The sequence below is a fragment of the Streptomyces sp. NPDC056948 genome (assembly GCF_042674225.1).
Lineage (GTDB): Bacteria > Actinomycetota > Actinomycetes > Streptomycetales > Streptomycetaceae > Streptomyces > Streptomyces purpurascens.
In genome coordinates this window covers 1-24368 of record NZ_JBHUQX010000093.1, presented here as the reverse complement: position 1 = coordinate 24368, position 24368 = coordinate 1, and the positions used below count along the sequence as shown (strand labels likewise).

The following is a 24368-nucleotide window of genomic DNA, read 5'->3' as shown; positions in this document are numbered from 1 at the left end:
ACGGAAGGACTGCTCGTACCACCCGGCCACGGCCGGGTGGTACAGGCCCCCGCCCAGCACGTCACCTTCAAGGTGACCGGCTCGCACTCGCGCATGGCCTCCACCTTCGAGGTGGTCGTACCGCCGGGCTTCGACGTCGGCGCCCATGTGCACACCCGCAGCGAGGAGTTGTTCTATGTACTCGAAGGCGAGCTGGATGTCCTCGCCTTCGAACCGCGCATCCGCACCCCCGACAACTGGCAGAAGTGGGAGTCCACTTCGGGCAGCCGGGTGGTGCGCGCGACGCCCGGAACGGTGATCGTCGTCCCCCCGGGCTGCCCGCACGCGTTCGCCAACCCGACGGACGAGCCCGCGAAGATGTTCTTCCAGGCGAGCCCGCCGCCGGATCACGAGCGGTACTTCGAGGAACTGCTGGAGATCCTGGGCAGCGGGGGCCCGCCGGATCACGCGGCCATCGAGGAGTTGCGGGCGCGGTACGACATCGAGCAGCTCACGCCGCTCAGACATCGTTAGCGGATGGGCGTGCCGGCCAGGGTGCGGGCGATGACCAGTCGCTGGATCTCGCTCGTGCCCTCGAAGATCGTGTAGATAGCGGCATCGCGGTGCATCCGCTCCACCGGGTACTCCCTGGTGTAGCCGTTGCCGCCCAGGATCTGGATCGCCTGGCCGGTGACCTTCTTGGCCGTCTCGCTCGCGAACAGCTTGGACATCGAGCCCTCGGCGGCGGTGAACGGCTTGCCGTTGACCGCCATCCAGGAGGCGCGCCAGACGAGGAGCCGGGCCGCGTCGATGGACGTCCGCATGTCGGCGAGCTGGAAGGCGACACCCTGGTTGTCGATGATCGGCCGGCCGAACTGCTCACGGGTCTTCGCGTAGTCCAACGCGACCTCGTACGCGGCCCGGGCGGTACCGACCGCCATGGCCCCGACCGCGGGGCGAGAAGCCTCGAACGTGGCCATCGCCGCGTTCTTCACGCGCTCCCCGCCCTGCTTGGCCTTCTCCCGGGCACGGGCGAGCCGCTCGTCCAGCTTCTCCTTGCCGCCGAGCAGGCAGGAGCCGGGAACGCGCGCGTTGTCCAGGACGACCTCGGCGGTGTGCGAGGCACGGATGCCGTGCTTCTTGAACTTCTGCCCCTGGGCCAGACCCGGTGTGCCCGCCGGGACGATGAAGGACGCGTGTCCCTTGGAGCCGAGCTCCGGGTCGACCACCGCGACCACGACATGGACGTTGGCGATGCCGCCGTTGGTCGCCCAGGTCTTGGTGCCGTTGAGCACCCACTCGTCCTTGGCCTCGTCGTACACGGCCCGCGTCCGCATGGAGGCCACGTCGGAGCCGGCGTCGGGCTCGGAGGAGCAGAAGGCGGCGACCTTGACATCGTTGGCGTCGCCGTACATCTGGGGGATCCAGGTGCCGATCTGCTCCTCGGTGCCGTTGGCGAGGACGCCGACGGCGGCGAGGCCGGTGCCGACGATGGACAGGGCGATGCCCGCGTCCCCCCAGAAGAGCTCCTCCATCGCCATGGGGATCCCGAGGCCGGTGGGGTCGAAATACTGCTGGGCGTAGAAGTCCAGGGAGTAGATGCCGACCTTGGCGGCCTCCTGGATGACCGGCCAGGGAGTCTCCTCACGCTCGTCCCATTCGGCGGCCGCGGGTCGGATCACATCGGCGGCGAAGCCGTGCAGCCAGTCCCGGACCTCCTTCTGTTCGTCGTTGAGATCCATGGTGAACTCGGCCATGTCGTCCCCTCCAGCGGCGGCACACGTGCATGTTACTTGCGGTAACACCATCCTGTTACCGGTGGGTAGTCGAAGTCAACTCCTACCGACCGGTCGGCACCCGTTCGATGTCCGGTGCATGCTTGGGTGTTAGTTTGCGCTGGCGTCATCGAATCAGCACGGGTGGGGAGAGCACATGGACACCACGCAGCGGACCGATCAGCAACGGTCCGCCGACCGCCGGCGGCGTGAGCTGCTGGAGGCCGCCGACCGGGTGGTGCTGCGTGACGGCCCGCAGGCCTCGATGAACGCGATCGCCGCGGAGGCCGGCATCACCAAGCCGATTCTGTATCGGCACTTCGGCGACAAGGGCGGACTTTACGCGGCCCTTGCCAAGCGGCACACGGACGCGTTGCTGGACTCACTGCGAGCGGCGCTCGACGCGCCGGCGGACCGGCGGGAGCGGGTCGAGGCGACGTTGGACACGTACCTCGCGGCGATCGAGTTGCGGCCCCAGGTGTACCGGTTCCTGATGCATCCGGCGGAGGGGGGCCAGCCGGGGGATCAGGGGTTCGATGTCGGTAAGCACAGTGCGCCGTTGTTGCGGCGGATGGGTGAGGAACTCGCGCAGGTCATCGAGGACCGGCTGGATCTCGGACCGGGCGGGCAGCAGCTCGCGCGGGTGTGGGGGCATGGGATCGTCGGCATGATGCACGCCGCCGGGGACTGGTGGCTGGGGGAACGGCCCTGTTCTCGTGCCGAGTTGGTGCGGAGTCTGGCTGATCTGTTGTGGGGGCGGCTTGCGGCTGCGGGTGACAAGGTCGGCAGTCCCGGGTTCTGACCGTTGTTTCTCGGCTGACGGCCGGTGGGGGTATTCGCGCAGTTCCCCGCGCCCCTGAGGAACTACTCAGCTCGGCGCCAAGAAGCCCGGGCCACCTGGCGCATCAGCTTGCGGTGGCGCCGGCCGCTCAGGTGGTCCGCGTAGACGCGGCCTTCCAGGTGGTCGCACTCGTGCTGCAGGCAGCGGGCGAAGAAGCCCGTGCCGTGGACGGTGACCGGGTCTCCGGTCACCGTGAAGCCCTCGACCACCGCGTGGTCGTAACGTTCCGTGCCCGCTTCCAGGCCCGGCAGGGACAGGCAGCCCTCCGGGCCACGGAGGACCACTCCGTCGGCCTCAACCAGGCGCGGATTGACCACGTGACCCAGGTGGCGCACCTCCTCGTCGTCCGGGCAGTCGTAGACGAAGACCCGCAGCGACTCGCCGATCTGGTTGGCGGCGAGGCCGACGCCCTGGGCGGCGTACATGGTCGCGAACAAATCCTCGACGAGCCGGGCCAGTTCGGGCCCGAAGTCGGTGACCTCCGCGCAGGGCGTGTGCAGGAGCGGCTCGCCGTGCAGCGTGAGGGGCCTCACGCGGCCGCGGGCACCGGGGATGGGGCTGTGTCGCATGGCGGCAAGAGTAAGGTCCATGTCGGTCCGCGCCTCCCACACGAGTTCGCCACAGTGCCGCGGTTCGGGAGTGCTAATGGATCTCGATAGGCTGAGGTCCACACCACGTGGCCGTCAGGCTTCAAGGCGCGGCGCGTACGCAAGGAGGATCGAGAACTGATGGCAGGCAACTCGGACCCGCTCTCGCCGCGGGCCAAGCTGGCCGTGACCGCGGGCAAGGCGGTCGCAGCGGCATCCCGTGCCGCAGGACGCGGCAGCGGTTCGGTGATCGGCGGCCGGGTGGCTCTCCGGCTCGACCCCGACCTCCTCGCCACGCTCGCACAGAACCTGGACGTGATCCTGGTCTCGGCGACGAACGGCAAGACCACCACCACCCGGCTCATCGCCGAGGCACTGCGAGCGGCCGGGCCGGTCGTCTCCAACGCGCTCGGCGCCAACATGCCGGCCGGCATCACCTCGGCGCTCGCGGGCAGCTCGGAAGCCCGGTACGGCGTGATCGAGGTCGACGAGAAGTACCTCGCCGGCGTCGCCCGGGACACCGCCCCGAAGTGCATCGCCCTGCTGAACCTCTCCCGCGACCAGCTCGACCGGGCCGCCGAGACCCGGATGCTCGCCGAGAACTGGCGGGAGGGACTCGCGGGTTCCAAGGCCGTGGTCGTGGCCAACTGCGACGACCCGCTGGTCGTGTGGGCGGCTTCCTCCTCCCCCAATGTGATCTGGGTCGCCGCCGGTCAGATGTGGAAGGACGACGCCTGGTCCTGCCCGTCGTGCGGTGGCGTGATGCAGCGCCCGGGCGACGACTGGTTCTGCGGTGAGTGCGGCTTCCGCCGTCCGACGCCGAGCTGGGCGCTGTCCGGCGACCACGTGCTCGACCCGCACGGCTCGGCCTGGCCGATCCACCTCCAGCTGCCCGGCCGCGCCAACAAGGCCAACGCCGCCTCCTCGGCCGCCGTCGCCGCCGTGTTCGGGGTGCCGCCGCAGGTCGCGCTGGAGCGCATGTACCAGGTGCAGGCGGTGGCCGGACGGTACGACGTCGTCCAGTTCCAGGGCCGTGACCTGCGGCTCCTGCTCGCGAAGAACCCGGCGGGCTGGCTGGAGACGTTCTCCCTGATCGACCCGCCGCCCACTCCGGTGATCCTCTCCGTGAACGCCCGTGGCGCCGACGGCACCGACACCTCCTGGCTGTGGGACGTCGACTACACGCGTCTGACCGGCCACCCGATCTGCGTCGTCGGCGACCGGCGGCTGGACCTGGCGGTGCGCCTGGAGGTCGCCGACCAGCACTTCCAGGTCTACGAGAACCTCGACCAGGCCGTGGCGGCGTGTCCGCCGGGCCGCATCGAGGTCATCGCCAACTACACGGCGTTCCAGGATCTGCGCCGCCGCGTCGGCAACTGAGCACGAGACGTCAGGGGACTTTTGTGAGCGACAACCAACTGCGGGTCGTCTGGATCTATCCCGACCTGCTCAGCACCTACGGCGACCAGGGCAACGTCCTGGTCGTGGAGCGCCGGGCCCAGCAGCGCGGCCTGGACGTGGCCCGGCTCGACGTGCGCAGCGACCAGCCGATCCCGACCTCCGGCGACATCTACCTGATCGGCGGCGGCGAGGACCGTCCGCAGCGGCTCGCGGCCGAGCGGCTGCGCCGGGACGGCGGTCTGCAGCGGGCCGTGGGGAACGGCGCCATCGTGTTCTCCGTGTGCGCCGGCTACCAGATCCTCGGCCACGAGTTCATCAACGACCTCGGCCAGCGCGAGCCCGGCCTCGGGCTGCTGGACGTGGTGTCGGTGCGCGGTGAGGGCGAGCGGTGCGTCGGTGACGTGCTGGGCGACATCGACCAGCCCCTCGGCCTGCCCCCGCTGACCGGCTTCGAGAACCACCAGGGCGTGACCCACCTGGGCCCCACCGCCCGCCCGCTCGCCCGGGTGCGCTTCGGTAACGGCAACGGCACGGGCGACGGCACGGAGGGCGCGTACAACGACACCGTCTTCGGCACGTACATGCACGGCCCCGTGCTCGCGCGCAACCCGCTGATCGCGGATCTGCTGCTGAAGCTGGCGCTCGACGTCAACGCGCTGCCGCCGACCGACGACCGCTGGTACGAGGCACTGCGCGACGAGCGCATCACGGCTGCTCAGCAGCCTGCCTAGGCACCGCGTCGCAGCCTGCCCGAGGTACGCGTCAACCTGCTGGTCAACAGCCCGTCTGACGGCACATCCGCACAGGTGAGCGGGGTAGTCCAGCAGGCGGACGTGCGGTTCGGTCCCGCCCCCTCCTGACGCTAGGGTGGCGGGAATTCGAGCCGGACAACGTGGTCCGGTCCCCGGCCCACGTTGAGAAGGTATTTCGGGCTATGCGTATTGGTGTCCTCACGTCCGGCGGCGACTGCCCCGGCCTGAACGCCGTCATCCGGTCCGTCGTACACCGCGCCGTCGTGGACCACGGCGACGAGGTCATCGGCTTCCGGGACGGCTGGAAGGGCCTCCTGGAGTGCGACTACCTCAAGCTCGACCTCGACGCGGTGGGTGGCATCCTCGCCCGCGGCGGCACGATTCTCGGGTCCTCCCGGGTCCAGCCCTCCCATCTGCGGGACGGTGTGGAGCGGGCCAAGGGCCATGTCGAGGAGCTCGGCCTCGACGCGATCATCCCCATCGGCGGTGAGGGCACCCTCAAGGCCGCCCGGCTGATGTCGGACAGCGGTCTGCCCGTCGTGGGTGTGCCGAAGACCATCGACAACGACATCGCGGTCACGGACGTCACCTTCGGCTTCGACACGGCCGTGGGGGTGGCGACCGAGGCCCTGGACCGGCTGAAGACCACCGCCGAGTCACATCAGCGGGTCCTGGTGGTCGAGGTCATGGGACGGCACACCGGCTGGATCGCGCTGCACTCCGGCATGGCGGCCGGCGCGCACGCCATCGTGGTCCCCGAACGGCCCTTCGACATAGAGGAACTGACCCGGCGGGTCGGCGAGCGGTTCGAGGCCGGCAAGCGCTTCGCGATCGTCGTGGCCGCGGAGGGGGCCAAGCCGAAGGCCGGATCCATGGACTTCGACGAGGGCGGCAAGGACATCTACGGGCACGAGCGGTTCGCCGGGATCGCGCGGCAGCTCTCCGTGGAGCTGGAAGGGCGGCTGGGGAAGGAAGCCCGGCCCGTCATTCTCGGGCACGTGCAGCGCGGTGGGACGCCGACCGCCTACGACCGGGTGCTGGCCACGCGGTTCGGGTGGCATGCGGTGGAGGCCGTGCATCGCGGGGAGTTCGGGCAGATGACCGCGCTGCGGGGCACCGACATAGTGATGGTGTCGCTGGCCGAGGCCGTGAAGACGCTGAAGACCGTGCCGGAGGATCGGTACGACGAGGCGGAGACGGTTCTCTGAGCTGTGCTGATCTGCCGGGTGCGGGTTGTGTGTGGCTTGTCGCGCAGTTCCCCGCGCCCCTAGGACGTCGTACTGCCCCCGGTCGTAGCGGTGACCGGGGGCGGTTCTACTCTTGTGGGCGGACAGATTGCTGCACACCCCCACGAAACAGGAGCCGGCGGAATGGATCACAGCGGGCACGGCATGACCATGGATCTGCCGCCGTTCACGCTGGGACGAGGGCTGGAGTGGTCGGCCGACCCGTTCTTTCTCGTCGCCTGCCTGGCCGGGCTGGGGCTGTACGGGTGGGGTGTCGTGCGGCTGGTGCGGCGCGGGGACAAGTGGCCCGTGGGGCGGACGGTCGCCTTCGTCATCGGTGTGCTGACCGTCGCGCTCATGATGTGCACCCGGCTGAACGACTACGGCATGGTCATGTTCAGCGTGCACATGGTGCAGCACATGGTGATCAGCATGGTGTCGCCGATCCTCGTCCTGCTCGGCGCCCCGATCACGCTGGCGCTGCGCGCACTGCCGACGGCGGGCCGCGGGCGCAAGGGTCCCCGCGAACTGCTGCTGATGTTCCTGCACAGCCGGTACATGCGGATCATCACGCACCCGGCGTTCACGATCCCGCTGTTCATCGCGAGCCTGTACGGGCTGTACTTCACGCCCCTCTTCGACACCCTGATGGGCTCCAAGCCGGGGCACATCGCGATGATGGTGCACTTCTTCGCCGTCGGGATGGTGTTCTTCTGGCCGATCATGGGCGTGGACCCGGGGCCGCACCGCCCCGGCTACCTGATGCGGATGCTGGAGCTGTTCGCGGGCATGCCGTTCCACGCGTTCTTCGGGATCGCGCTGATGATGGCGTCCGAGCCGATGGTCGGGACGTTCAAGAACCCGCCGGCCTCGCTCGGTATCGAGGCGCTCTCCGACCAGAACGCGGCGGGGGGTATCGCCTGGGCGTTCAGCGAGATCCCGTCCGTGCTGGTGCTGATCGCCCTGCTGTTCCAGTGGTACGCCTCCGACCAGCGCCAGGCCAGGCGCAAGGACCGGGCCGCCGACCGCGACGGGGACAAGGAGCTGGAGGCGTACAACGCCTATCTGGCCTCGTTGAACACGCAGGGGCGCTGAAGCCCGCTCTCGCAAGAGCCGTGCGCGCCGGGCGTCCGCCAGGCACCATGGAGGCATCGGACCACGAGGAGGGTGTTGCGATGCCCGGTTCCACGAACGGTTCAAACTCGACCAAGACCATGGGAGTGCTCACCCTCGGCGGCCTCGTCGCGGTGACGGCCTACACGGTGGCGCTCGGAAGCAACGGCTGGCTGTGGTTCGGCTGGGTCGTCCTGGGACTGATCACGCTCGGGCTGGTGGTGACCACCCGCAGCACCTGACGGCTCACTCCCGGGTCAGCCTGCCCCCCGAGTGCACGCCCGGCTGGTACTTCGGGATCCGGACGGTGATCTTCATGCCCGCGCCCGGGGCGGTCTCGATGACAAGGCCGTAGTCGTCCCCGTAGACCTGCCGGAGCCGGTCGTCGACGTTGGAAAGCCCTATGCCGCCCGAGGGGCTGACCTCGCGGGCGAGGATGCGGCGCAGCAGGTCGGGGTTCATGCCGGCGCCGTCGTCCTCGATGACGACGAGCGCCTCGGCGCCCGCGTCCTGGGCGGTGATCTGGATGCGGCACTTGCCCAAGGACACGGCCTTGCCCTCCAGACCGTGCTTCACGGCGTTCTCGACGAGCGGCTGGAGGCAGAGGAAGGGCAGGGCCACGGGCAGCACCTCCGGGGCGATCTGGAGGGTGACGGAGAGGCGTTCGCCGAAGCGTGCCCGCACGAGCGCCAGATAGTGGTCGATGGCGTGGAGTTCGTCGGCGAGGGCGGTGAAGTCGCCGTGCCTGCGGAACGAGTAGCGGGTGAAGTCGGCGAATTCCAGGAGCAGTTCGCGGGCGCGTTCGGGGTCGGTGCGGACGAACGAGGCGATCACCGCGAGCGAGTTGAAGATGAAGTGCGGGGAGATCTGGGCCCGCAGCGCCCTGACCTCGGCCTCGATGAGGCGGGTGCGGGACTGGTCGAGGTCGGCCAGCTCCAGTTGGACGGAGACCCAGCGGGCCACCTCGCCGGCCGCGCGGACCAGGACCGCCGACTCACGGGGCGCGCAGGCGACCAGGGCGCCGTGCACGCGGTCGTCGACGGTGAACGGGGCGACGACCGCCCAGCGCACCGAGCAGTCGAGGATGTCGCAGGTGAGCCGGAAGGCCTCGCCGCGGCCGGTGTCCAGGGCGCCCCCGAGGCGTTCCATGATCTCGGTGCGGTGGTGGGCGCCGTCGCCGTCCCAGACCAGGACCTGTTCGCGGTCCGTGAGGCAGAGGGCGTCCGTGCCGAGCAGGGAGCGCAGTTTGCGGGCGGACTTGCGGGCGGTCTCCTCGGTCAGCCCGGCCCGCAGCGGAGGTGCGGCGAGGGAGGCGGTGTGCAGGGTCTCGAAGGTGGCGTGCTCGACGGGGGTGCCGAGGCCGCCGAGGCTCTTGGCCCGTGCGGTGCGCCGGCCCAGCCAGACCCCGGCGGCCAGCACCGGGAGCACGGCGACGCACAGCCCCGCCAGGAATCCGCTCATGGCGTCTTCACCTCCGTGCGCAGCTCCTCGGGCAGGTGGAAGCGGGCCAGGACGGCCGCCGTGCCCGGGGGCACCCGGCCGGGGGTAGCCAGGGAGACCAGGATCATGGTGAGGAAGCTCAGCGGTACCGACCACAGGGCGGGCCAGGCGAGCAGGGCGTGCAGCGCGCCCTTGCCCGGGTAGCCCGCCATGGTGGCGGCGACGGCGAGCAGGGCGGAGCCGCCGCCGACCAGCATGCCCGCGGCGGCGCCGGGCGGGGTCAGCCGCCGCCACCAGATGCCGAGGACGAGCAGCGGGCAGAACGAGGAGGCGGACACGGCGAAGGCGAGCCCGACGGCGTCGGCGACCGGGAGGCCGCCGACGAGGACGCTCGCCGCGAGGGGCACGGCCATGGCGAGGACCGTGCCGAGCCGGAAGTGCCGTACGCCCCGGGACGGCAGGACGTCCTGGGTGAGGACGCCCGCGACCGCCATGGTCAGCCCCGAGGCCGTGGACAGGAAGGCGGCGAAGGCACCGCCCGCCACCAGCGCGCCCAGCAGGTCCCCGCCCACTCCCCCGATCATGCGGTCGGGCAGCAGCAGGACGGCGGCGTCCGGGTCTCCGGTGAGGGTGAGTTCGGGGGCGTAGAGGCGGCCGAGTGCGCCGTAGACGGGCGGCAGGAGGTAGAAGGCGCCGATCAGGCCGAGGACCGCGACGGTGGTGCGTCGGGCGGCGACGCCGTGCGGGCTGGTGTAGAAGCGGACCACGACGTGCGGCAGGCCCATGGTGCCGAGGAACGTGGCGAGGATCAGCCCGTACGTGGCGTACAGCGGGCGTTCCTCGCGGCCCTCGTCCTGCGAGGGCGACAGGTCGCCGCCGCCGCTGCGCTGGGCCGCGGGGACGGTCGTCCCCGCGGCGAAGGTGAGCCGGGTGCCGCGTTCCATGTGGTGGGTGCCGGCGGGGAGTTCGAGGCGGGTGTCGGTGTGCGTACGGCCGTCCACGGTGCCGGTCACCGTGACGGTCAGCGGTCGGTCGAGGGTGAGGGCGATGCTGTCGTCCACGCGGACGACGCGCTGTTCGCGGAAGGTGGCCGGTTCGTCGAAGGCGTGGCGCGGGGCTCCGTCGTTCTGCCAGGCGAGGACCAGGAAGAGGGCGGGGACGAGCAGGGCGGTGAGTTTCAGCCAGTACTGGAAGGCCTGTACGAAGGTGATGCTGCGCATGCCGCCGGCGGCGACGGTGGCGGTCACGACGACGGCGACGATCACTCCGCCGAGCCAGTCGGGCGCCCCGGTCAGCACGGTCAGGGTCAGTCCGGCGCCCTGGAGCTGGGGCAGCAGGTACAGCCAGCCGACGCCGACGACGAAGGCGCCGGCCAGCCGCCGTACCGCCTGGGAGGCGAGACGGGCCTCGGCGAAGTCGGGGAGGGTGTAGGCGCCGGAGCGGCGCAGGGGGGCGGCGACGAAGAGCAGCAGGACCAGGTAGCCGGCGGTGTAGCCGACCGGGTACCAGAGCATCTCGGGCCCCTGGACCAGGACGAGTCCCGCTATGCCGAGGAAGGAGGCGGCCGAGAGGTACTCGCCACTGATGGCGGCGGCGTTGAGGCGGGGGCCGACGGTGCGGGAGGCGACGTAGAAGTCGGAGGTGGTGCGGGAGATGCGCAGGCCGAAGGCGCCGACCAGGACCGTCGCGACGACGACCAGGGCGACGGCGGGTATGGCGTAGCTGGAGTTCATCGGTCTTCGACGAGGCGTACGAAGTCGCGCTCGTTGCGCTCGGCGCGGCGGACGTACCAGCGGGCGAGCAGGACGAGCGGGGCGTAGAGGCCGAAGCCGAGGACGGCCCATTCGAGGCGGCCGGTGCCGGGCATCGCGGCGAACAGCAGCGGCAGCGGGCCGACGAGCAGTCCGAGGATCGCGAACACGGTGAGGGCGGCGCGCAGTTGGGTGCGCATCAGGGAGCGGACGTAGGTGTGGCCGAGGGTGGTCTGTTCGTCGATCTCGGTGCGCGGGCGGTAGTAGCCGGAGGCCCGGCCCGTGCGGCGGGGCGGGGCGGTGACGACGACGCGGCGTTCGGTGTGGTCCTGGGGCACTGTCACGGCCTCCTCATGAGCAGGTCGCGCAGTTCGCGCGTGTGGCGCCGGCTGACCTGGAGTTCCTCGGAGCCTACGAGGACGCTGACGGTGCCCGCGTCGAGGCGGAGTTCGCCGATGTGGCGCAGGGCGACGAGGTGACGGCGGTGGATGCGGACGAAGCCGCGGGAGCGCCAGCGCTCCTCCAGGGTGGAGAGCGGGATGCGGACCAGATGGCTGCCCTTGCCGGTGTGCAGCCGGGCGTAGTCGCCCTGGGCCTCGACGTGGGTGATGTCGTCGACGGCGACGAAGCGGGTCACGCCGCCGAGCTCGACGGGCAGGTGGTCGGGGTCGGGTTCGTGCACGGGTATGCGCGGGGCGGCGCCGCGCAGCTCGGCGGCGCGGCGGACGGCCTCGGCGAGGCGTTCCTTGCGGACGGGCTTGAGGACGTAGTCGACGGCCTTGAGGTCGAAGGCCTGGACGGCGAAGTCCTCGTGGGCGGTGACGAACACGACGAGCGGGGGCCGGGCGAACCCGGTGAGCAGCCGGGCCATGTCGAGGCCGTCGAGGCCGGGCATCTGGATGTCGAGGAAGACGACGTCGATCGCCTCGGGCCCGCCGGGTCCTGACTCCAGGGCGCGGTTGATGCGGCGCAGCGCCTCGGTCGCGTCGCCGGCGCCCTCCGCGCTGCCGATGCGGGGGTCCGCCCGCAGCAGGTAGAGCAGCTCCTCCAGCGAGGGGCGTTCGTCGTCGACAGCCAGGGCGCGCAGCATGAACCCGGAGTGTAGGGGCGATCCCCAGGTCTGGACATGTGCCGGGGGTGCACGTTCCCGCTGGATACAGTGCCCGCATGAACAGCAGGTCCACGCCGTTCGACGAACTCGACCGGAAGATCATCACCTCGTTGATGGCGAACGCCAGGACGTCCTTCGCCGAGATCGGCACGGCGATCGGGCTGTCGGCCACGGCGGTCAAACGCCGGGTCGACCGGTTGCGCGAAACGGGTGTGATCACCGGTTTCACGGCCACGGTGAAGCCGTCGGCGCTGGGCTGGCGCACGGAGGCCTACGTCGAGGTGTACTGCGAGGGCGCGGCCCCGCCGCGGCGGCTCGCGGAGGTCGTGCGCGACTACCCGGAGATCACGGCGGCGATGACCGTGACCGGCGGCGCGGACGCGCTGCTGCATGTGCGGGCGCGGGACGTGGAGCACTTCGAGGAGGTGCTGGAGCGGATCCGCCAGGAGCCGTTCATCCGGAAGACGATCAGCGTGATGGTGCTGTCCCATCTGCTTCCGGAGAGCCCGGAGGCGGGGGCCAGCCATCCCGCGCCGGAATAGCCCCGTGAGGCCGCGCAGCAGGCGTGCGTCGGCCGGCCTCAAGACGCAGCGTTCCTGCGTGAAGACGCAACTGATGTTTCTTGTGGACCGCCTCTGTCAGTTCCTACCTTGGTGTCAACCCTCAGTCACACACCGTTAGGAAGCGGAGGTACCCCTCTGTGCCCGACTCCCGTGTGCCGCGCCGGCGGCGCTACGTGGTCTGCGAACCCAGACACTTCGCCGTGCAGTACGCGATCAACCCCTGGATGCATCCCGACGAACCCGTCGATGTCCTCCGCGCCCTGGACCAGTGGCAGGCCCTGGTCGACGCCTACCGTGTCCACGGCCACACCGTGGACACCGTGAAGCCGGTCCCCGGCCTGCCCGACATGGTCTTCGCGGCGAACTCGGCCGTCGTGGTCGAGGGCCGTGTGTTCGGCTCCCTCTTCAAGGCGCCGGAGCGCCGCCCCGAGTCCGTGCCGTACGAGGCCTGGTTCAAGGCGGAGGGCTACGAGGTCTACCACCCCGAGTCGGTGTGCGAGGGCGAGGGCGACCTGGTACCGGCCGGCCGCTGGGTCCTGGCCGGCACCGGGTTCCGTACCACCCGTGAGGCCCATCTCGAGGTACAGGAGTTCTTCGGGGTGCCGGTGATCAGCCTGACGCTGGTGAATCCGTACTTCTACCACCTGGACACGGCGTTGTTCGTCCTCGACGAGGAGAATGTCGCTTACTACCCCGAGGCATTCTCGCCCGGCAGCCGGGAGCTGCTCGCCCGGCTGTATCCGGACGCGGTACTCGCCACCCACGAGGACGCGATGGCGTTCGGGCTCAACTCCGTCTCCGACGGGCGCCATGTGTTCATCTCACCGGGGGCTACGGCCCTGGCCGGGCAGCTCGCCGACCGTGGCTACGTCCCCGTCCCCGTCGACCTGTCCGAGTTCCACAAGGCCGGTGGCGGCATCAAGTGCTGCACCCAGGAGATCCGGGAGATCCGCTCATGACCGCACCTGCCCGCACCCGTGACTCGCAGGAGCTCATCCGCGCGGAGGAGCCGGTCCTCGCCCACAACTACCATCCGCTGCCCGTGGTCGTCGCCCGCGCCGAGGGCACCTGGGTCCAGGACGTGGAGGGGCGGCGCTACCTCGACCTGCTGGCCGGCTACTCGGCGCTCAACTTCGGCCACCGGCATCCGGCGCTGATCGAGGCGGCCCATCGCCAGCTCGACCGGCTGACCCTCACCTCGCGCGCCTTCCACAACGACCGGCTCGCCGAGTTCGCCGAGCGGCTGGCCGCGTTGACGGGCCTGGACATGGTGCTGCCCATGAACACCGGTGCGGAGGCGGTGGAGAGCGCGGTGAAGGTGGCCCGCAAGTGGGCCTACGACGTCAAGGGCGTCCCGGACGGCCGGGCGACGATCGTGGTCGCCGCGGACAACTTCCACGGCCGTACGACGACGATCGTCAGCTTCTCCACGGACGAGTCGGCGCGGCAGGGCTTCGGTCCCTTCACGCCGGGGTTCCGGATCGTGCCGTACAACGACCTGGCCGCGCTGGAGGCGGCGGTCGACGAGACGACGGCGGCGGTGCTGATCGAGCCGATCCAGGGCGAGGCGGGGGTGATCATCCCGGACGACGGCTACCTGGCCGGCGTGCGCGAGCTGACCCGGCGACAGGGGTGCCTGTTCATCGCCGACGAGATCCAGTCCGGGCTCGGCCGTACCGGCGACACGCTGGCGGTGGAGCACGAGTCGGTCGTGCCGGACATGGTGCTGCTGGGGAAGGCGCTGGGCGGTGGCATCGTGCCGGTGTCGGCCGTGGTGGCGCGCCGTGAGGTCCTCGGGGTGCTGCGGCCCGGCGAACACGGCTCGACGTTCGGCGGCAACCCGCTGGCGGCCGCGGTCGGCACGGCGGTGGTCGAACTGCTGGAGACGGGCGAGTTCCAGCGCCGCGCGGCCGAGCTGGGCGCGACCCTGCGGGACGGCCTGACCGAACTGGTCGGCAAGGGCGTCGTCGGCTTCCGCTCGCGCGGCCTGTGGGCGGGTGTCGACATCGACCCGGCCCTCGGCACCGGGCGCGAGGTCAGCGAACGCCTCATGCGGGAGGGAGTCCTGGTCAAGGACACCCACGGCTCCACGATCCGCCTGGCACCGCCCCTCACGATCACGGGCGAGGAGCTCGCGGGGGCGCTCGCGGCACTGGAGAGGGTGCTGGGGTAGGGCAGCGCCCCACCGCCCCGACCGGACCCGCCCGAGCCGCCCCCGCACGCGGGAAAGGGTGAAGATGGGGGCAAGAGGTGGTAGACCACTCTCAGCGACAGAGAGGTCGGCCGGTGGGCGCACACGAGGACTACGGCGTTGCCCGGCGGCGGTTCGACGTGGCCGACGCCGTGCCCCTGTTGCTCGATCCGCAGGGCGTGGTGACGGGCTGGACCGACGACGCCCGGCGGCTGCTGGCCTACCCCGCGTCCGAGGCGGTCGGCAGAAAGCTGTCCGACCTGCTGGCCGCCGAGGACGCGGAGCGCGTGCCCGACCTGGTCGAGCGCTGCCGCAGGGACGGCGGCTGGACGGGGCTGCTGACCGCCCGCCGCAAGAACGGGCGGCCGGTGCGGGTCGTGGCCCGGATCACCTCGACCGAGGAGACGCACAGCGGCTCGCGCTGGCTGGTGCTCCTGTCGGAGCTGGGCCAGGCCCCCGGCTGGGACATGAGCCGTACGGTGCTGGAACGGATGGTGGCCGACGCCTCCGTCGGCATCGCCATCGTGGACACCGACCTGCGTTTCGTGTGGTCCAACACCGCCCTGGAGCAGTTCGGCGGCGGACCCGCACGGCGACGGCTCGGTCTGCGCTTCGCGGACGTCCAGCCGGGCATGGACGCCCAGGCGGTCGAGGCCCAGATGCGCCACGTCCTGGAGACCGGCGAGGCGGTCGTCGGGTACGAGCACGTGGGCCAGGTACGGTCGGCGCCGCTGCGCGAGACGGCGCACATGCTGTCGTTCACCCGGCTCGAGGACGACCGGGGCCACCCGCTGGGCGTGTACTACACCGTCGTCGACATGACCGAGCGGCACCGCGCGCGGCAGCGGCTGGCGCTCCTCGACCGGGCCGGCGAGAGCATCGGCCGCAGCCTGGACATCCTGCGCACCGCGCAGGAGCTGGCTGACGTCGGAGTGCCGGGAGTGGCCGACTTCGTCACCGTGGATCTGCTGGAGGCGGTGCTGCGGGGCGCCGAGCCGGCTCCCGGGCCGCTCGCGGACACGGATCCGGTGGCGCTGCGCCGCGCCGGCCAGCGGTCCGCGGAGGACGACCTCCCGCAGGGCGCCCTCGAGGTCGGCGACGTCGCGACCTACCTGGCCGGGTCGCCCCCGGTCCGCTGCCTGACCACGGGACGCTCCTGGCGTGCGGATCGGCTCGATCCGGTGACCCGGGAGTGGGCCACGGACCTCCCGGAGGGCCGCCGGACCGTCACTTTTCTGGAGCTGGACCTGTACAGCGTGATGACCGTGCCGATCCGGTCGCGGGGCACCACCCTGGGCGTCACCAGCTTCTTCCGGCGCCACCGCCGGGAGCCCTTCGACGAGGAGGATCTGCACCTGGCCGAGGACCTCGTCGCCCGCGCGGCCGTCTGCCTCGACAACGCCCGGCGCTACACCCGCGAGCGTGACGCCGCCCTCGTGCTGCAACGCAGTCTGCTCCCCCACCGGCTGCCCGAGCAGGACGCCGTCGAGGTGGCCGCGTGCTACCGGCCGGCCGACGAGCTGACGGGCCTGGGCGGCGACTGGTACGACCTCATCCCGCTGTCCGGCGGCCGCGTCGCGCTCGTCGTGGGCGAGGTGCCCGGGCACGGCATCAACGCCGCCGCGGCGATGGGGCAGCTCCGGACCGCCGTACGGACGCTGGCCGCTCTGGATCTGCCGCCCGAGGAGGTGCTGGCGCACCTCGACGACCTGGTGGCGCGCTCGGCGCGGGAGGAGGGCGTCGAACCGGGCACGGTGGGCGCCGAAGGCACGCGGTCGTCGTCCCTGGGCTCCGGGTGCCTGTACGTGGTCTACGACCCGGTCGACGGCGGCTGCACGATGGCGGCCGCGGGCCACCCCGCCCCGGCCGTGGTCGCGCCCGACCGCTCGGTCACGTTCGTCGATCTTCCGCAGGGTCCGCCGCTCGGCGTGGGCGGTCCGCCCTTCGAGGCGGTCGAGCTGTCCCTCGCGGAGGACAGCACGCTCGCCCTGCACACCGACGGGCTGCTGGCCCGGGGCGAGACCTGGGCCGTCGACACCGGCCGGGAGCGGCTGCGCAGGGCGCTGGAACAGGCGGGCCCGCTCGAGTCGTACTGCCTGACCGTGGTCGACGCGCTGGTCCCGTCGCGCCCGTACGACGACGTGGCCCTGCTGATGGCCCGGACGAAGCGGCTCGGCGCCGAGCAGGTCGCGCACTGGGATCTGCCCTCCGACCCGGCCGTCGTCGCCGATGCCCGCCGCACGGCCACCCGGCAACTGGCGCGCTGGGGCCTGGACGAGCTGGTGTTCACCACGGAACTGGTGGTGAGCGAGCTGGTCACCAATGCCATCCGGTACGCCACCGGCTCGATCCGGCTCCGGCTGATCCGGGAGCGCGCCCTGGTCTGCGAGGTCTTCGACGGCGGTGCCACCGCGCCCCATCTGCGCCATCCCCGTACGACGGACGAGGGCGGGCGCGGACTGCTGCTGGTCTCCCAGCTGACCCAGCGGTGGGGCACCCGGTTCGTCCCCGACGGGAAGATCATCTGGGCGGAGCAGTCGCTGACGGACCTCTCGGAGTGAAGCCCGGAACGATTGCCGCATACCGTGGGAAACTGGTCTGATACCGGCAGTGGTGAGGCGGCAAGCGATGACGGATACGGCGATCGACTACGAGGCCGTGTTCCAGGCCTTCCCGGGTGTCGTGGCCCTGCTCACGCCCGACCTGGTCTACGCGGACGTCAACGAGGAGTTCCTGCGGGTGGTCGGGCGCACCCGCGAGCAGGTCGTCGGCGGCAACCTCGACAACCTCTTCCCGGACAACCCGCACGACCCGCGCGCCTCCGGCATGGCGAACCTGAAGGCCTCGCTGTACCGGGTCCTGGCCACCGGCGAACGGGACACCATGGCGCTCCAGCGCTACGACGTCGAGCCCCCCGACCGCCCGGGCCACTGGGAGGAGCGCTACTGGAGCCTGGTCAACGCGCCGCTGACCGGGCCGGACGGCAAGGTGGTGCTGCTGGTCCTCCGGGTCGAGGAGGTCACCGAGCTGATCCGCGCCCACGGCCGTCCGAGCGGGAGCCGGTCCCGGGCGCTGGAAGCCGAGCTGTACACCCGCGCCCGTGAGCTGCAGGAGCTCAACGACCGGCTGCGTCAGGCGCACTCCCGGGAGCGGGAGGTGGCACTGGCCCTGCAGGAGGCGATGCTGCCCGACCGCCGCCAGGTCAGACACCACCACCGGGCCGCCGTCCGCTACCGGCCCGCCGTGGGCGCGCTCAACGTGTGCGGGGACTGGTACGACCTGGTCGACCTGGTCGGCGGCCACCGGGTCGGTGTCTCCGTGGGCGACGTGGTCGGGCACGGACTGGAGGCCGCCGGCGTCATGGGCCAGTTGCGCAGCGCGCTGAGCGCCGCCTCCCGGGTCGCCGAGGGCCCGGCCCAGGCGCTGGACGTGCTGGGGCGCTACGCGCACGTGGTCGGCGGCGCCGAGTCGGCGACCGCCGTGACGACCTTCATCGACCTCGACCGGCACACCATCACCTACAGCAGTGCCGGCCATCCCCCGCCCGTACTGGTACACGCCGACGGCCGTGCGGAGCTGCTCGACGGGGCCACCGACACCCCGCTCGACGCCCGCCCCGACCCGATTCCGAGACCCCAGGCCGACACCACGTACGCGCCGGGCGCGACCCTCGTGCTCTACACCGACGGACTGATCGAACGGCGTGGCGAGGACATCGACACCGGTCTGGGACGCCTCGCCGACGCGCTGGCCCGGCACCGGGACCAGGACCCCGAGACCCTCGCCGACACCGTCCTGCTGGAACTGCTGCCGCCCGGCGGCGCCACCGACGACACCGCGCTGGTCATCGTGCGGCTGTGACCGGGGCGCAGGTGTCGCCTACAGCGGTGTCGCCTACAGCCGGTTCCGCCCGTGATCGAGCAGCCTGACGCGGTCCACGTTCTGCCGGTCCTCGGTGTCGCCGCTGGGCTCGCCCGCGAACCACGCGTCGAGGATCTCCGTCAGCAGCGGCTCGGACGTCAGCCGCAGGCTGAGCGCGAGGACGTTGGCGTCGTTCCAGCGGCGGGCCCCGTCGGCCGTGTAGGCGTCCGTGCACAGGGCGGCACGCACGCCGGGCACCTTGTTCGCCGCGATCGAGGCGCCCGTGCCGGTCCAGCAGCACACCACGGCCTGGTCGGCCGTCCCCTCGGCGACCTCGCGGGCCGCGGCCTCGGAGCACACCGCCCACTGCGGGTCGCCCCCGGAGCGCAGCGCGCCGTACGGGCGCACCTCGTGCCCCCGGCCCCGCAGCGCGGCCACGAGGGCGCGGGCGACGGGCTCGTCCATGTCCGAGGAAACAGAGATCCGCATGCTGCGCAGACTACTCGCCGGGGCCGCAAGAACCAGTGGTTGGCCAGGCACCCTTCACATCCCGGCCATGCCACCCGTTCGGCTTGCCGATCACCCGTACGGACCAGCACGCTGGTCCCGCGGCCCTCCCCAGCCGCATGAGCACCACCGGACGCCCCGCCCGACTGACTGACCGTCAGTCAATAGGTGAAGGATCGACGAGGTCCCGCCGCACGAGGTGCCCGGTGGCTGTGCCTGCACCTACACTGGCACCCCACGACACGCCGGTTGACCTGCTGGAACGCGGCGGTTGAGTCCACCGCCAGAGTCGAGGAGCGCCCGCTTTGTTCTACTACCTGCTGAAATACGTGCTGCTGGGCCCGCTGCTGCGACTGGTCTTCCGGCCTCGAATAGAGGGTCTGGAGCACGTGCCGTCGGAAGGCGCCGCCATCGTCGCCGGCAATCACCTGTCGTTCTCGGACCACTTCCTGATGCCCGCGATCCTCAAGCGGCGCATCACCTTCCTCGCGAAGGCCGAGTACTTCACGGGACCGGGCCTCAAGGGCCGGCTGACGGCCTTCTTCTTCCGCAGCGCGGGGCAGATCCCGGTCGACCGCTCGGGCAAGGACGCGGGCCAGGCCGCGATCCGCGAGGGCCTCGGCGTGCTGGGCAAGGACGAGTTGCTCGGCATCTACCCCGAGGGCACGCGCTCGCACGACGGCCGGCTCTACAAGGGCAAGGTCGGTGTCGCCGTGATGGCTCTCAAGGCAGGCGTCCCGGTCATCCCCTGCGCGATGATCGGCACCTTCGAGGCCCAGCCGCCCGGCAAGGTCATTCCCAACATCCACCCCGTCGTGATCCGCTTCGGCAAGCCCCTCGACTTCTCCCGCTACGCCGGCATGGAGAACGAGAAGGCCATCCTGCGCGCCATCACCGACGAGCTCATGTACGCGATCCTCTCCCTGTCCGAGCAGGAGTACGTCGACCAGTACGCGGCCGTCGTGAAGGCCGAGGAGGCCGCCGCCGCGAAGGAGCGGAAGTTCCGGCGGATGCCGCTCAGTTGAGGCCCTCTGCTGTCGGCAGAGCCGCAGGTGGACCGGCCCCCGGCCGCCGTACGGTCGTCGCATGACACGTGCTGTGGTGATCGGAGCGACGGGACAGACCGGACGCGTGGCCGTGGGGGCGCTGGCCCGGGACGGCTGGGAGGTGACGGCCGTCTCGCGGGGCGGCGGCCGGCATCCTCGGTGGCCGGACGGCGTACAGGCCGTGCGGGCGGACCGGGAGGACGACGCGGCACTGTCCGCCGCGGTCGGCGACGGCTGCGACGTCCTGGTGGACATGGTGGCGTTCGACGCCGGGCACGCACGGCAGTTGACGGCGCTGGCCGGGCGGGTCGGCTCGGCGGTGGTGATCTCCAGCGTCTCGGTGTACGAGGACGACCGGGGCCGCGGCTTCGACACGCAGAACGAGCCCGGGGGCTTTCCCGAGTACCCGGTGCCGCTGACGGAGGACCAGCGCACGGTGCGTCCGGGCGACGCCTCGTACAGCACCCGGAAGGCGGCGCTGGAGCGCGAACTCCTCGCGGCGGGCGACCGGTTGCCGACCACGCTGCTGCGTGCGGGCGCCATCCACGGGGCGTACTGCCAGAGCCCGCGCGAGCTGTACATGGTGAAGCGCAACCTCGACGGCCGGCGGCGACGCGTGCTCGCCTACAACGGCGAGAGCCGGTTCCATCCGGCGAGCGTCCACACGATCGCCGAGCTGATCCGGCTGGCCGCCGCCCGGCCGGGCGCCCGCGTCCTGAACGCCGTGGACCCGGACGCGCCGACGGTGGCCCGGATCGCGGCGGAGATCGACGCGGTGATGGGTGTGAAGACCGAGGACGTGCTCGTGGACGGCCCACCGCCCCCGTCCGGCGTGGGCGACACGCCCTGGTCGGTACCGGCGCCCGTGGTGTGCGACATGTCGGCGGCGGAACGCGAGCTGGGCTACCGGCCGGTGGTGCGGTACGCGGACACCCTGCCGGAGACGATCGCCTGGATCGAGGAACAACTCGCCGGGCGGGACTGGCGGGAGGCGTACCCGAAGATGGTCCAGGCGTACGGCGACCTCTTCGACTACGCGGCGGAGGACGCCTGGCTGGCGGAAAGGGACGGCTGAGGGGGCGGCCGGACGACCGCCCCCCGGCCGTGACTACGGCTTGGGCGTGGCGTGCGGTGCGCAGGTCACATCGCGACGGTCCAGCTCGCCGGTGAGCAGGTAGGTGTCCACCCGCTCGTTGACGCACGGGTTGACCAGCCCGGCGACGCCGTGCGAACCGGCGTCCTTCTCGGTGATCAGGCGGGAGCCCTTGAACCGCTTGTGCAGTTCGACGGCGCCCTCGTACGGCGTCGCGGCGTCATGCTCCGACTGGACGATGAGCACGCCGGGCAGGCCCTTGCCGCTCTTGACGTTCAGCGGCGTCCGCTGCTTGGCCGGCCAGGTGGCGCACGGCAGGTTCATCCAGGCGTTGGCCCAGGTCATGAACGGGTGGTCCTTGTGCAGCCGGGTGTTGTCCCGGTCCCATGTGCGCCAGCTCGTGGGCCACTTGGCGTCGGCGCACTCCACGGCCGTGTAGACGGCGTTGCCGTTCTCGGCGGAGGCGTTGCCCGCGGTGTCGGACAGGTCGGGGGCGGCGGCGTCGATCAGCGCCTGGGTGTCTCCGGCGGCGTACTTGCTGAAGACCGAGGCGACCGGGGCCCACGAGGAGTCGTAGTAGGGGGCGCTCTGGAAGAAGGAGATCAGCTCGGCCGGGCCGACGACCCCGCCGATGGGGTTCTTCTTCGCCGTGGCGCGCAGCTCCAGCCACTTGGCCTGGACGGCGGCGCGGGTGGTGCCGAGATGGTAGGTCGCGTCGTTCTTCGCGACCCAATCCTGCCAGTCCTTCCAGCGGCCCTCGAAGGCGACGTCCTGGTCAAGGTTGGCCTGGTACCAGATCTTGTCCCGGGACGGGTTGACGACGCTGTCGACGACCATGCGGCGCACATGGCCCGGGAAGAGGGTGCCGTAGACGGCGCCGAGGTAGGTGCCGTAGGAGACGCCCAGGAAGTTGAGCTTCTTCTCGCCGAGGGCGGCGCGGATGACATCGAGGTCGCGCGCGGTGTTCGGCGTGGTCATGTGCGGCAGCATCGCGCCGCTGCGGTCCTGGCAGCCCTCGGCGTACTCGCGGGCCAGCTTGCGCTGGGCGAGCTTGTCGGCCTCGGAGCCGGGCACCGGGTCCATCTTGGGTGCCTTGACGAACTCCTGCGGATCGACGCAGGAGATGGGCGCCGACTTGCCGACGCCGCGCGGGTCGAAGCCCACGAAGTCGTAGGCCTTGGCGGCGTTGGCCCACACCGGGTTCTTGCTGGTGACCCGGGCGGGGAAGCGCAGTCCGGAGCCGCCGGGGCCGCCGGGGTTGTAGAGGAGCGCGCCCTGCCGCTCGGCCTTCGTGCCCGTGTTGCCGATGCGGTCGACGGCGAGCTTGATCTGCTTGCCGTGCGGCTTGGCGTAGTCGAGCGGCACGGTGACGTACCCGCACTGGATCGGCTTGGCCAGATTCCAGTCAGCGGGGCAGTCCTGCCAGTCGATACCGGCCTTCGCGGCCTGGGCGGCGGCGATCGCGGCGCCCCGGGCCTCGCGGTCCTGGCCGTGGCGGGTGCCCGCGCTCGCGTTCGCCGAGGGCGCCGCGACGGCGCCGGCTATCAGCGTGGCCGTGACGAGTGCTCCGGCCGAACCGAGCGCCGCCACCCGCCTCTTCGGTCTCGTACCCCTCAAGGGGGACCTCCCCGTACATCGTTGCGATCAGTACGGGGATCCTCGCGGCTGTGAGGTTGCTGAGAACAGGGTCCGTCGCGCTTCTTTGCCAATCCGATAAACGGAGAAGGGATTCTGCTCTACGGACGCCCGTGCGAGCGCCTACGCGAGGGACGTCAGCGCCTCGTCGAGCAGCCGCCGCAGCCGCAGCGCGTCCGGCGCCACGGCGGTCACCAGCGCGGCGGGCCCGGCGAGCGGCACCACCGAGGCCCCCTCCCCCAGCGCCCGGGCCGTCACCGGCTCGGTGGCGAACTCCGGCCGAACGACGACCAGTTGCCCGACCGCCCGGTGCCCCGCGAGCACGGCGGGCCCGTCCCAGCCGCCCGGCGCGCCGGGCCCGCAGGCCAGCTCCTGGTCGAGCACGGCCCGCTCGGCGATCCGCACGGTCAGACGGCTCGTCAGCCGTCCGGGTTCCTCACCGACGCGCCCGAGTACCTGCTCCTCGCGCAGCACGAGCCGGGCCGTGGCGGCGAGGTCGACGCGGGTCGTGACGTACAGGTCGCTGCCCCGGGCGGAGATCAACTGCTCCGGCAGCCAGTGCAGTTCTGCACCGTCGGCGACACTGAGCCGCACGTCGTAGCGTGCCTCGCTCTTCGCCTGCCCCGGCAGCGCGATGGTGGCGGCGGCCGACCCGACCGACAGCCGGGCCCCCTCCTCCACCCGGGCCTCCACGGTGAAGTGGTCGCCGCCGAGCGGCCCGCTCATCGCCCCGACGAGCATGACCCGCGCCTCGGGGCCACCGGCCCTGGTCCGTCGCAGCGCCAGGGGTCCGTCGCTCTCCAGCACGGGCAGGGAGGTCCCGCCGCGGCCGTCGTCCCGGGCGACGATCCGTGCCACGGACCGCACCCCGGCACCGTGCACGCTCACGCCGTCCACGCGGAGAGCTGCGCCCGCACCCACGCGGCGACCTCCGTCACCCCGGCCTCGCTCCGCAACGACTGGAAGACGACCGGCAGTTCGGCCCGCTGCGCCTTGGCGTCGGCCGCCATGCGCGCGAGGTCGGAGCCGACGTACGGTGCGAGATCGGTCTTGTTGACGACGAGCAGGTCGGCGGTGGTCACGCCCGGACCGCCCTTGCGCGGGATGTCATCGCCCCCGGCCACGTCGATCACGAAGACCTGCGCGTCGACGAGCCCCTTGGAGAAGGTCGCGGTGAGGTTGTCCCCACCGGACTCCACGAGGACCAGATCCAGTGGCCCGACGGCGTCCTCCAGGTCCTCCACCGCTTCCAGGTTGGCGGAGATGTCGTCCCGGATCGCCGTGTGCGGGCAGGCGCCCGTCTCCACGGCGGTGATCCGCTCGGGCGGCAGCACGGCTTCCCGGAGCAGGAACTCGGCGTCCTCCCGGGTGTAGATGTCGTTGGTGACGACGGCGAGCGACAGCTCGTCCCGCAACACCTGGCAGAGCGCGGCGACGGTGGCGGTCTTCCCGGACCCTACGGGTCCGCCGAGGCCGATGCGGAGCGCTCTGCGGGT

24 protein-coding genes are annotated in these 24368 nt (G+C 71.5%); 14 read left to right on the top strand and 10 right to left on the bottom strand.

Annotated elements, in window-relative coordinates; genetic code table 11:
- Positions 1-513: cupin domain-containing protein (locus ACFTZL_RS14760; protein WP_382581610.1), on the top strand; the 513-nt coding region annotated here is incomplete at its 5' end.
- On the opposite strand, the gene ACFTZL_RS14755 is transcribed toward ACFTZL_RS14760, so the two are convergent.
- Positions 510-1736, bottom strand: coding sequence for an acyl-CoA dehydrogenase family protein (locus ACFTZL_RS14755; RefSeq protein ID WP_382581608.1), 1227 nt, complete (start codon positions 1734-1736; stop codon positions 510-512). The genes ACFTZL_RS14760 and ACFTZL_RS14755 overlap by 4 nt on opposite strands.
- A 175-nt stretch (positions 1737-1911) precedes the next feature.
- On the opposite strand from ACFTZL_RS14755, the gene ACFTZL_RS14750 reads away from it, so the two are divergent.
- Positions 1912-2556, top strand: coding sequence for a TetR family transcriptional regulator (locus ACFTZL_RS14750; RefSeq protein ID WP_382581606.1), 645 nt, complete (start codon positions 1912-1914; stop codon positions 2554-2556).
- 62 nt (positions 2557-2618) lie between these two features.
- Here ACFTZL_RS14750 and def read toward each other — a convergent pair whose 3' ends face one another.
- Complete coding sequence (gene def, locus ACFTZL_RS14745) at positions 2619-3164, bottom strand: peptide deformylase (RefSeq protein ID WP_382581604.1); 546 nt, start codon at positions 3162-3164, stop codon at positions 2619-2621.
- A 159-nt stretch (positions 3165-3323) separates the two neighbouring features.
- Between def and ACFTZL_RS14740 the strand changes: the two genes are divergently transcribed.
- From ACFTZL_RS14740 to ACFTZL_RS14720, 5 genes are all read left to right on the top strand, one after another.
- Positions 3324-4562 (top strand): MurT ligase domain-containing protein, encoded by a 1239-nt coding sequence (locus tag ACFTZL_RS14740; protein WP_359895058.1) that lies wholly within the window; start codon positions 3324-3326, stop codon positions 4560-4562.
- A gap of 23 nt (positions 4563-4585) precedes the next feature.
- Entirely contained in the window at positions 4586-5314 is a 729-nt protein-coding gene (locus ACFTZL_RS14735; RefSeq protein ID WP_382581603.1) for a type 1 glutamine amidotransferase, read from the top strand.
- A 203-nt stretch (positions 5315-5517) separates the two neighbouring features.
- Positions 5518-6543: a 6-phosphofructokinase gene (locus ACFTZL_RS14730; RefSeq protein WP_382581601.1), complete on the top strand. Its 1026-nt coding sequence runs from the start codon at positions 5518-5520 to the stop codon at positions 6541-6543.
- 162 nt (positions 6544-6705) lie between these two features.
- A complete protein-coding gene (locus ACFTZL_RS14725) occupies positions 6706-7656 on the top strand; it encodes a cytochrome c oxidase assembly protein (RefSeq protein ID WP_382581599.1) in 951 nt (316 codons plus the stop codon).
- An 80-nt stretch (positions 7657-7736) separates the two neighbouring features.
- Positions 7737-7916, top strand: coding sequence for a hypothetical protein (locus tag ACFTZL_RS14720; protein ID WP_215122884.1), 180 nt, complete (start codon positions 7737-7739; stop codon positions 7914-7916).
- A gap of 4 nt (positions 7917-7920) precedes the next feature.
- On the opposite strand, the gene ACFTZL_RS14715 is transcribed toward ACFTZL_RS14720, so the two are convergent.
- From ACFTZL_RS14715 to ACFTZL_RS14700, 4 genes are read right to left on the bottom strand one after another with little or no spacing between them, the layout of a single operon-like run.
- Positions 7921-9135, bottom strand: coding sequence for a sensor histidine kinase (locus tag ACFTZL_RS14715; RefSeq protein ID WP_382581597.1), 1215 nt, complete (start codon positions 9133-9135; stop codon positions 7921-7923).
- Entirely contained in the window at positions 9132-10847 is a 1716-nt protein-coding gene (locus ACFTZL_RS14710; RefSeq protein ID WP_382581595.1) for a cation acetate symporter, read from the bottom strand. The genes ACFTZL_RS14715 and ACFTZL_RS14710 overlap by 4 nt, the downstream gene beginning before the upstream one ends.
- On the bottom strand, positions 10844-11203 hold the full coding sequence (locus ACFTZL_RS14705; protein ID WP_382581614.1) for a hypothetical protein: 360 nt from the start codon (positions 11201-11203) through the stop codon (positions 10844-10846). The genes ACFTZL_RS14710 and ACFTZL_RS14705 overlap by 4 nt, the downstream gene beginning before the upstream one ends.
- Positions 11204-11205: 2 nt before the next feature.
- The gene (locus tag ACFTZL_RS14700) at positions 11206-11955 is read right to left on the bottom strand and encodes a LytR/AlgR family response regulator transcription factor (protein WP_382581593.1); all 750 of its coding nucleotides are present in this window, start codon (positions 11953-11955) and stop codon (positions 11206-11208) included.
- A gap of 77 nt (positions 11956-12032) precedes the next feature.
- Here ACFTZL_RS14700 and ACFTZL_RS14695 point away from each other — a divergent pair, with 77 nt between their 5' ends.
- From ACFTZL_RS14695 to ACFTZL_RS14675, 5 genes are all read left to right on the top strand, one after another.
- Positions 12033-12518 (top strand): Lrp/AsnC family transcriptional regulator, encoded by a 486-nt coding sequence (locus tag ACFTZL_RS14695; protein WP_382581591.1) that lies wholly within the window; start codon positions 12033-12035, stop codon positions 12516-12518.
- Between the two features lie 158 nt (positions 12519-12676).
- The gene (ddaH, locus tag ACFTZL_RS14690) at positions 12677-13498 is read left to right on the top strand and encodes a dimethylargininase (protein WP_382581590.1); all 822 of its coding nucleotides are present in this window, start codon (positions 12677-12679) and stop codon (positions 13496-13498) included.
- Positions 13495-14712: an ornithine--oxo-acid transaminase gene (gene rocD / locus ACFTZL_RS14685; RefSeq protein WP_382581588.1), complete on the top strand. Its 1218-nt coding sequence runs from the start codon at positions 13495-13497 to the stop codon at positions 14710-14712. Before ddaH ends, rocD begins: the two co-directional genes overlap by 4 nt.
- A gap of 113 nt (positions 14713-14825) precedes the next feature.
- Positions 14826-17291, top strand: a complete 2466-nt coding sequence (locus ACFTZL_RS14680) for a SpoIIE family protein phosphatase (RefSeq protein ID WP_382581586.1) — start codon at positions 14826-14828, stop codon at positions 17289-17291.
- A 67-nt stretch (positions 17292-17358) separates the two neighbouring features.
- Positions 17359-18591, top strand: coding sequence for a PP2C family protein-serine/threonine phosphatase (locus tag ACFTZL_RS14675; RefSeq protein ID WP_382581584.1), 1233 nt, complete (start codon positions 17359-17361; stop codon positions 18589-18591).
- A 33-nt stretch (positions 18592-18624) separates the two neighbouring features.
- Here ACFTZL_RS14675 and ACFTZL_RS14670 read toward each other — a convergent pair whose 3' ends face one another.
- Entirely contained in the window at positions 18625-19080 is a 456-nt protein-coding gene (locus ACFTZL_RS14670) for an RpiB/LacA/LacB family sugar-phosphate isomerase (RefSeq protein WP_382581582.1), read from the bottom strand.
- Positions 19081-19403: 323 nt separating this feature from the next.
- Here ACFTZL_RS14670 and ACFTZL_RS14665 point away from each other — a divergent pair, with 323 nt between their 5' ends.
- Together ACFTZL_RS14665 and ACFTZL_RS14660 are read left to right on the top strand one after the other, a co-directional pair.
- Positions 19404-20123, top strand: a complete 720-nt coding sequence (locus ACFTZL_RS14665; protein ID WP_382581580.1) for a lysophospholipid acyltransferase family protein — start codon at positions 19404-19406, stop codon at positions 20121-20123.
- Between the two features lie 61 nt (positions 20124-20184).
- On the top strand, positions 20185-21219 hold the full coding sequence (locus tag ACFTZL_RS14660) for an NAD-dependent epimerase/dehydratase family protein (RefSeq protein ID WP_382581578.1): 1035 nt from the start codon (positions 20185-20187) through the stop codon (positions 21217-21219).
- A gap of 33 nt (positions 21220-21252) precedes the next feature.
- Here the strand turns inward: ACFTZL_RS14660 and ACFTZL_RS14655 are convergent, their stop codons facing one another.
- The 3 genes from ACFTZL_RS14655 to ureG form a co-directional block, all read right to left on the bottom strand.
- Positions 21253-22854 carry an alpha/beta hydrolase gene (locus ACFTZL_RS14655; RefSeq protein WP_382581576.1) on the bottom strand — a complete coding sequence of 534 codons (1602 nt, stop codon included), beginning with the start codon at positions 22852-22854 and terminating at the stop codon, positions 21253-21255.
- Between the two features lie 141 nt (positions 22855-22995).
- A complete protein-coding gene (locus ACFTZL_RS14650) occupies positions 22996-23769 on the bottom strand; it encodes an urease accessory protein UreD (RefSeq protein WP_382581612.1) in 774 nt (257 codons plus the stop codon).
- The coding region (gene ureG / locus ACFTZL_RS14645) for an urease accessory protein UreG (RefSeq protein ID WP_382581574.1) at positions 23757-24368 on the bottom strand (612 nt) is incomplete at its 5' end. The genes ureG and ACFTZL_RS14650, both read right to left, overlap by 13 nt.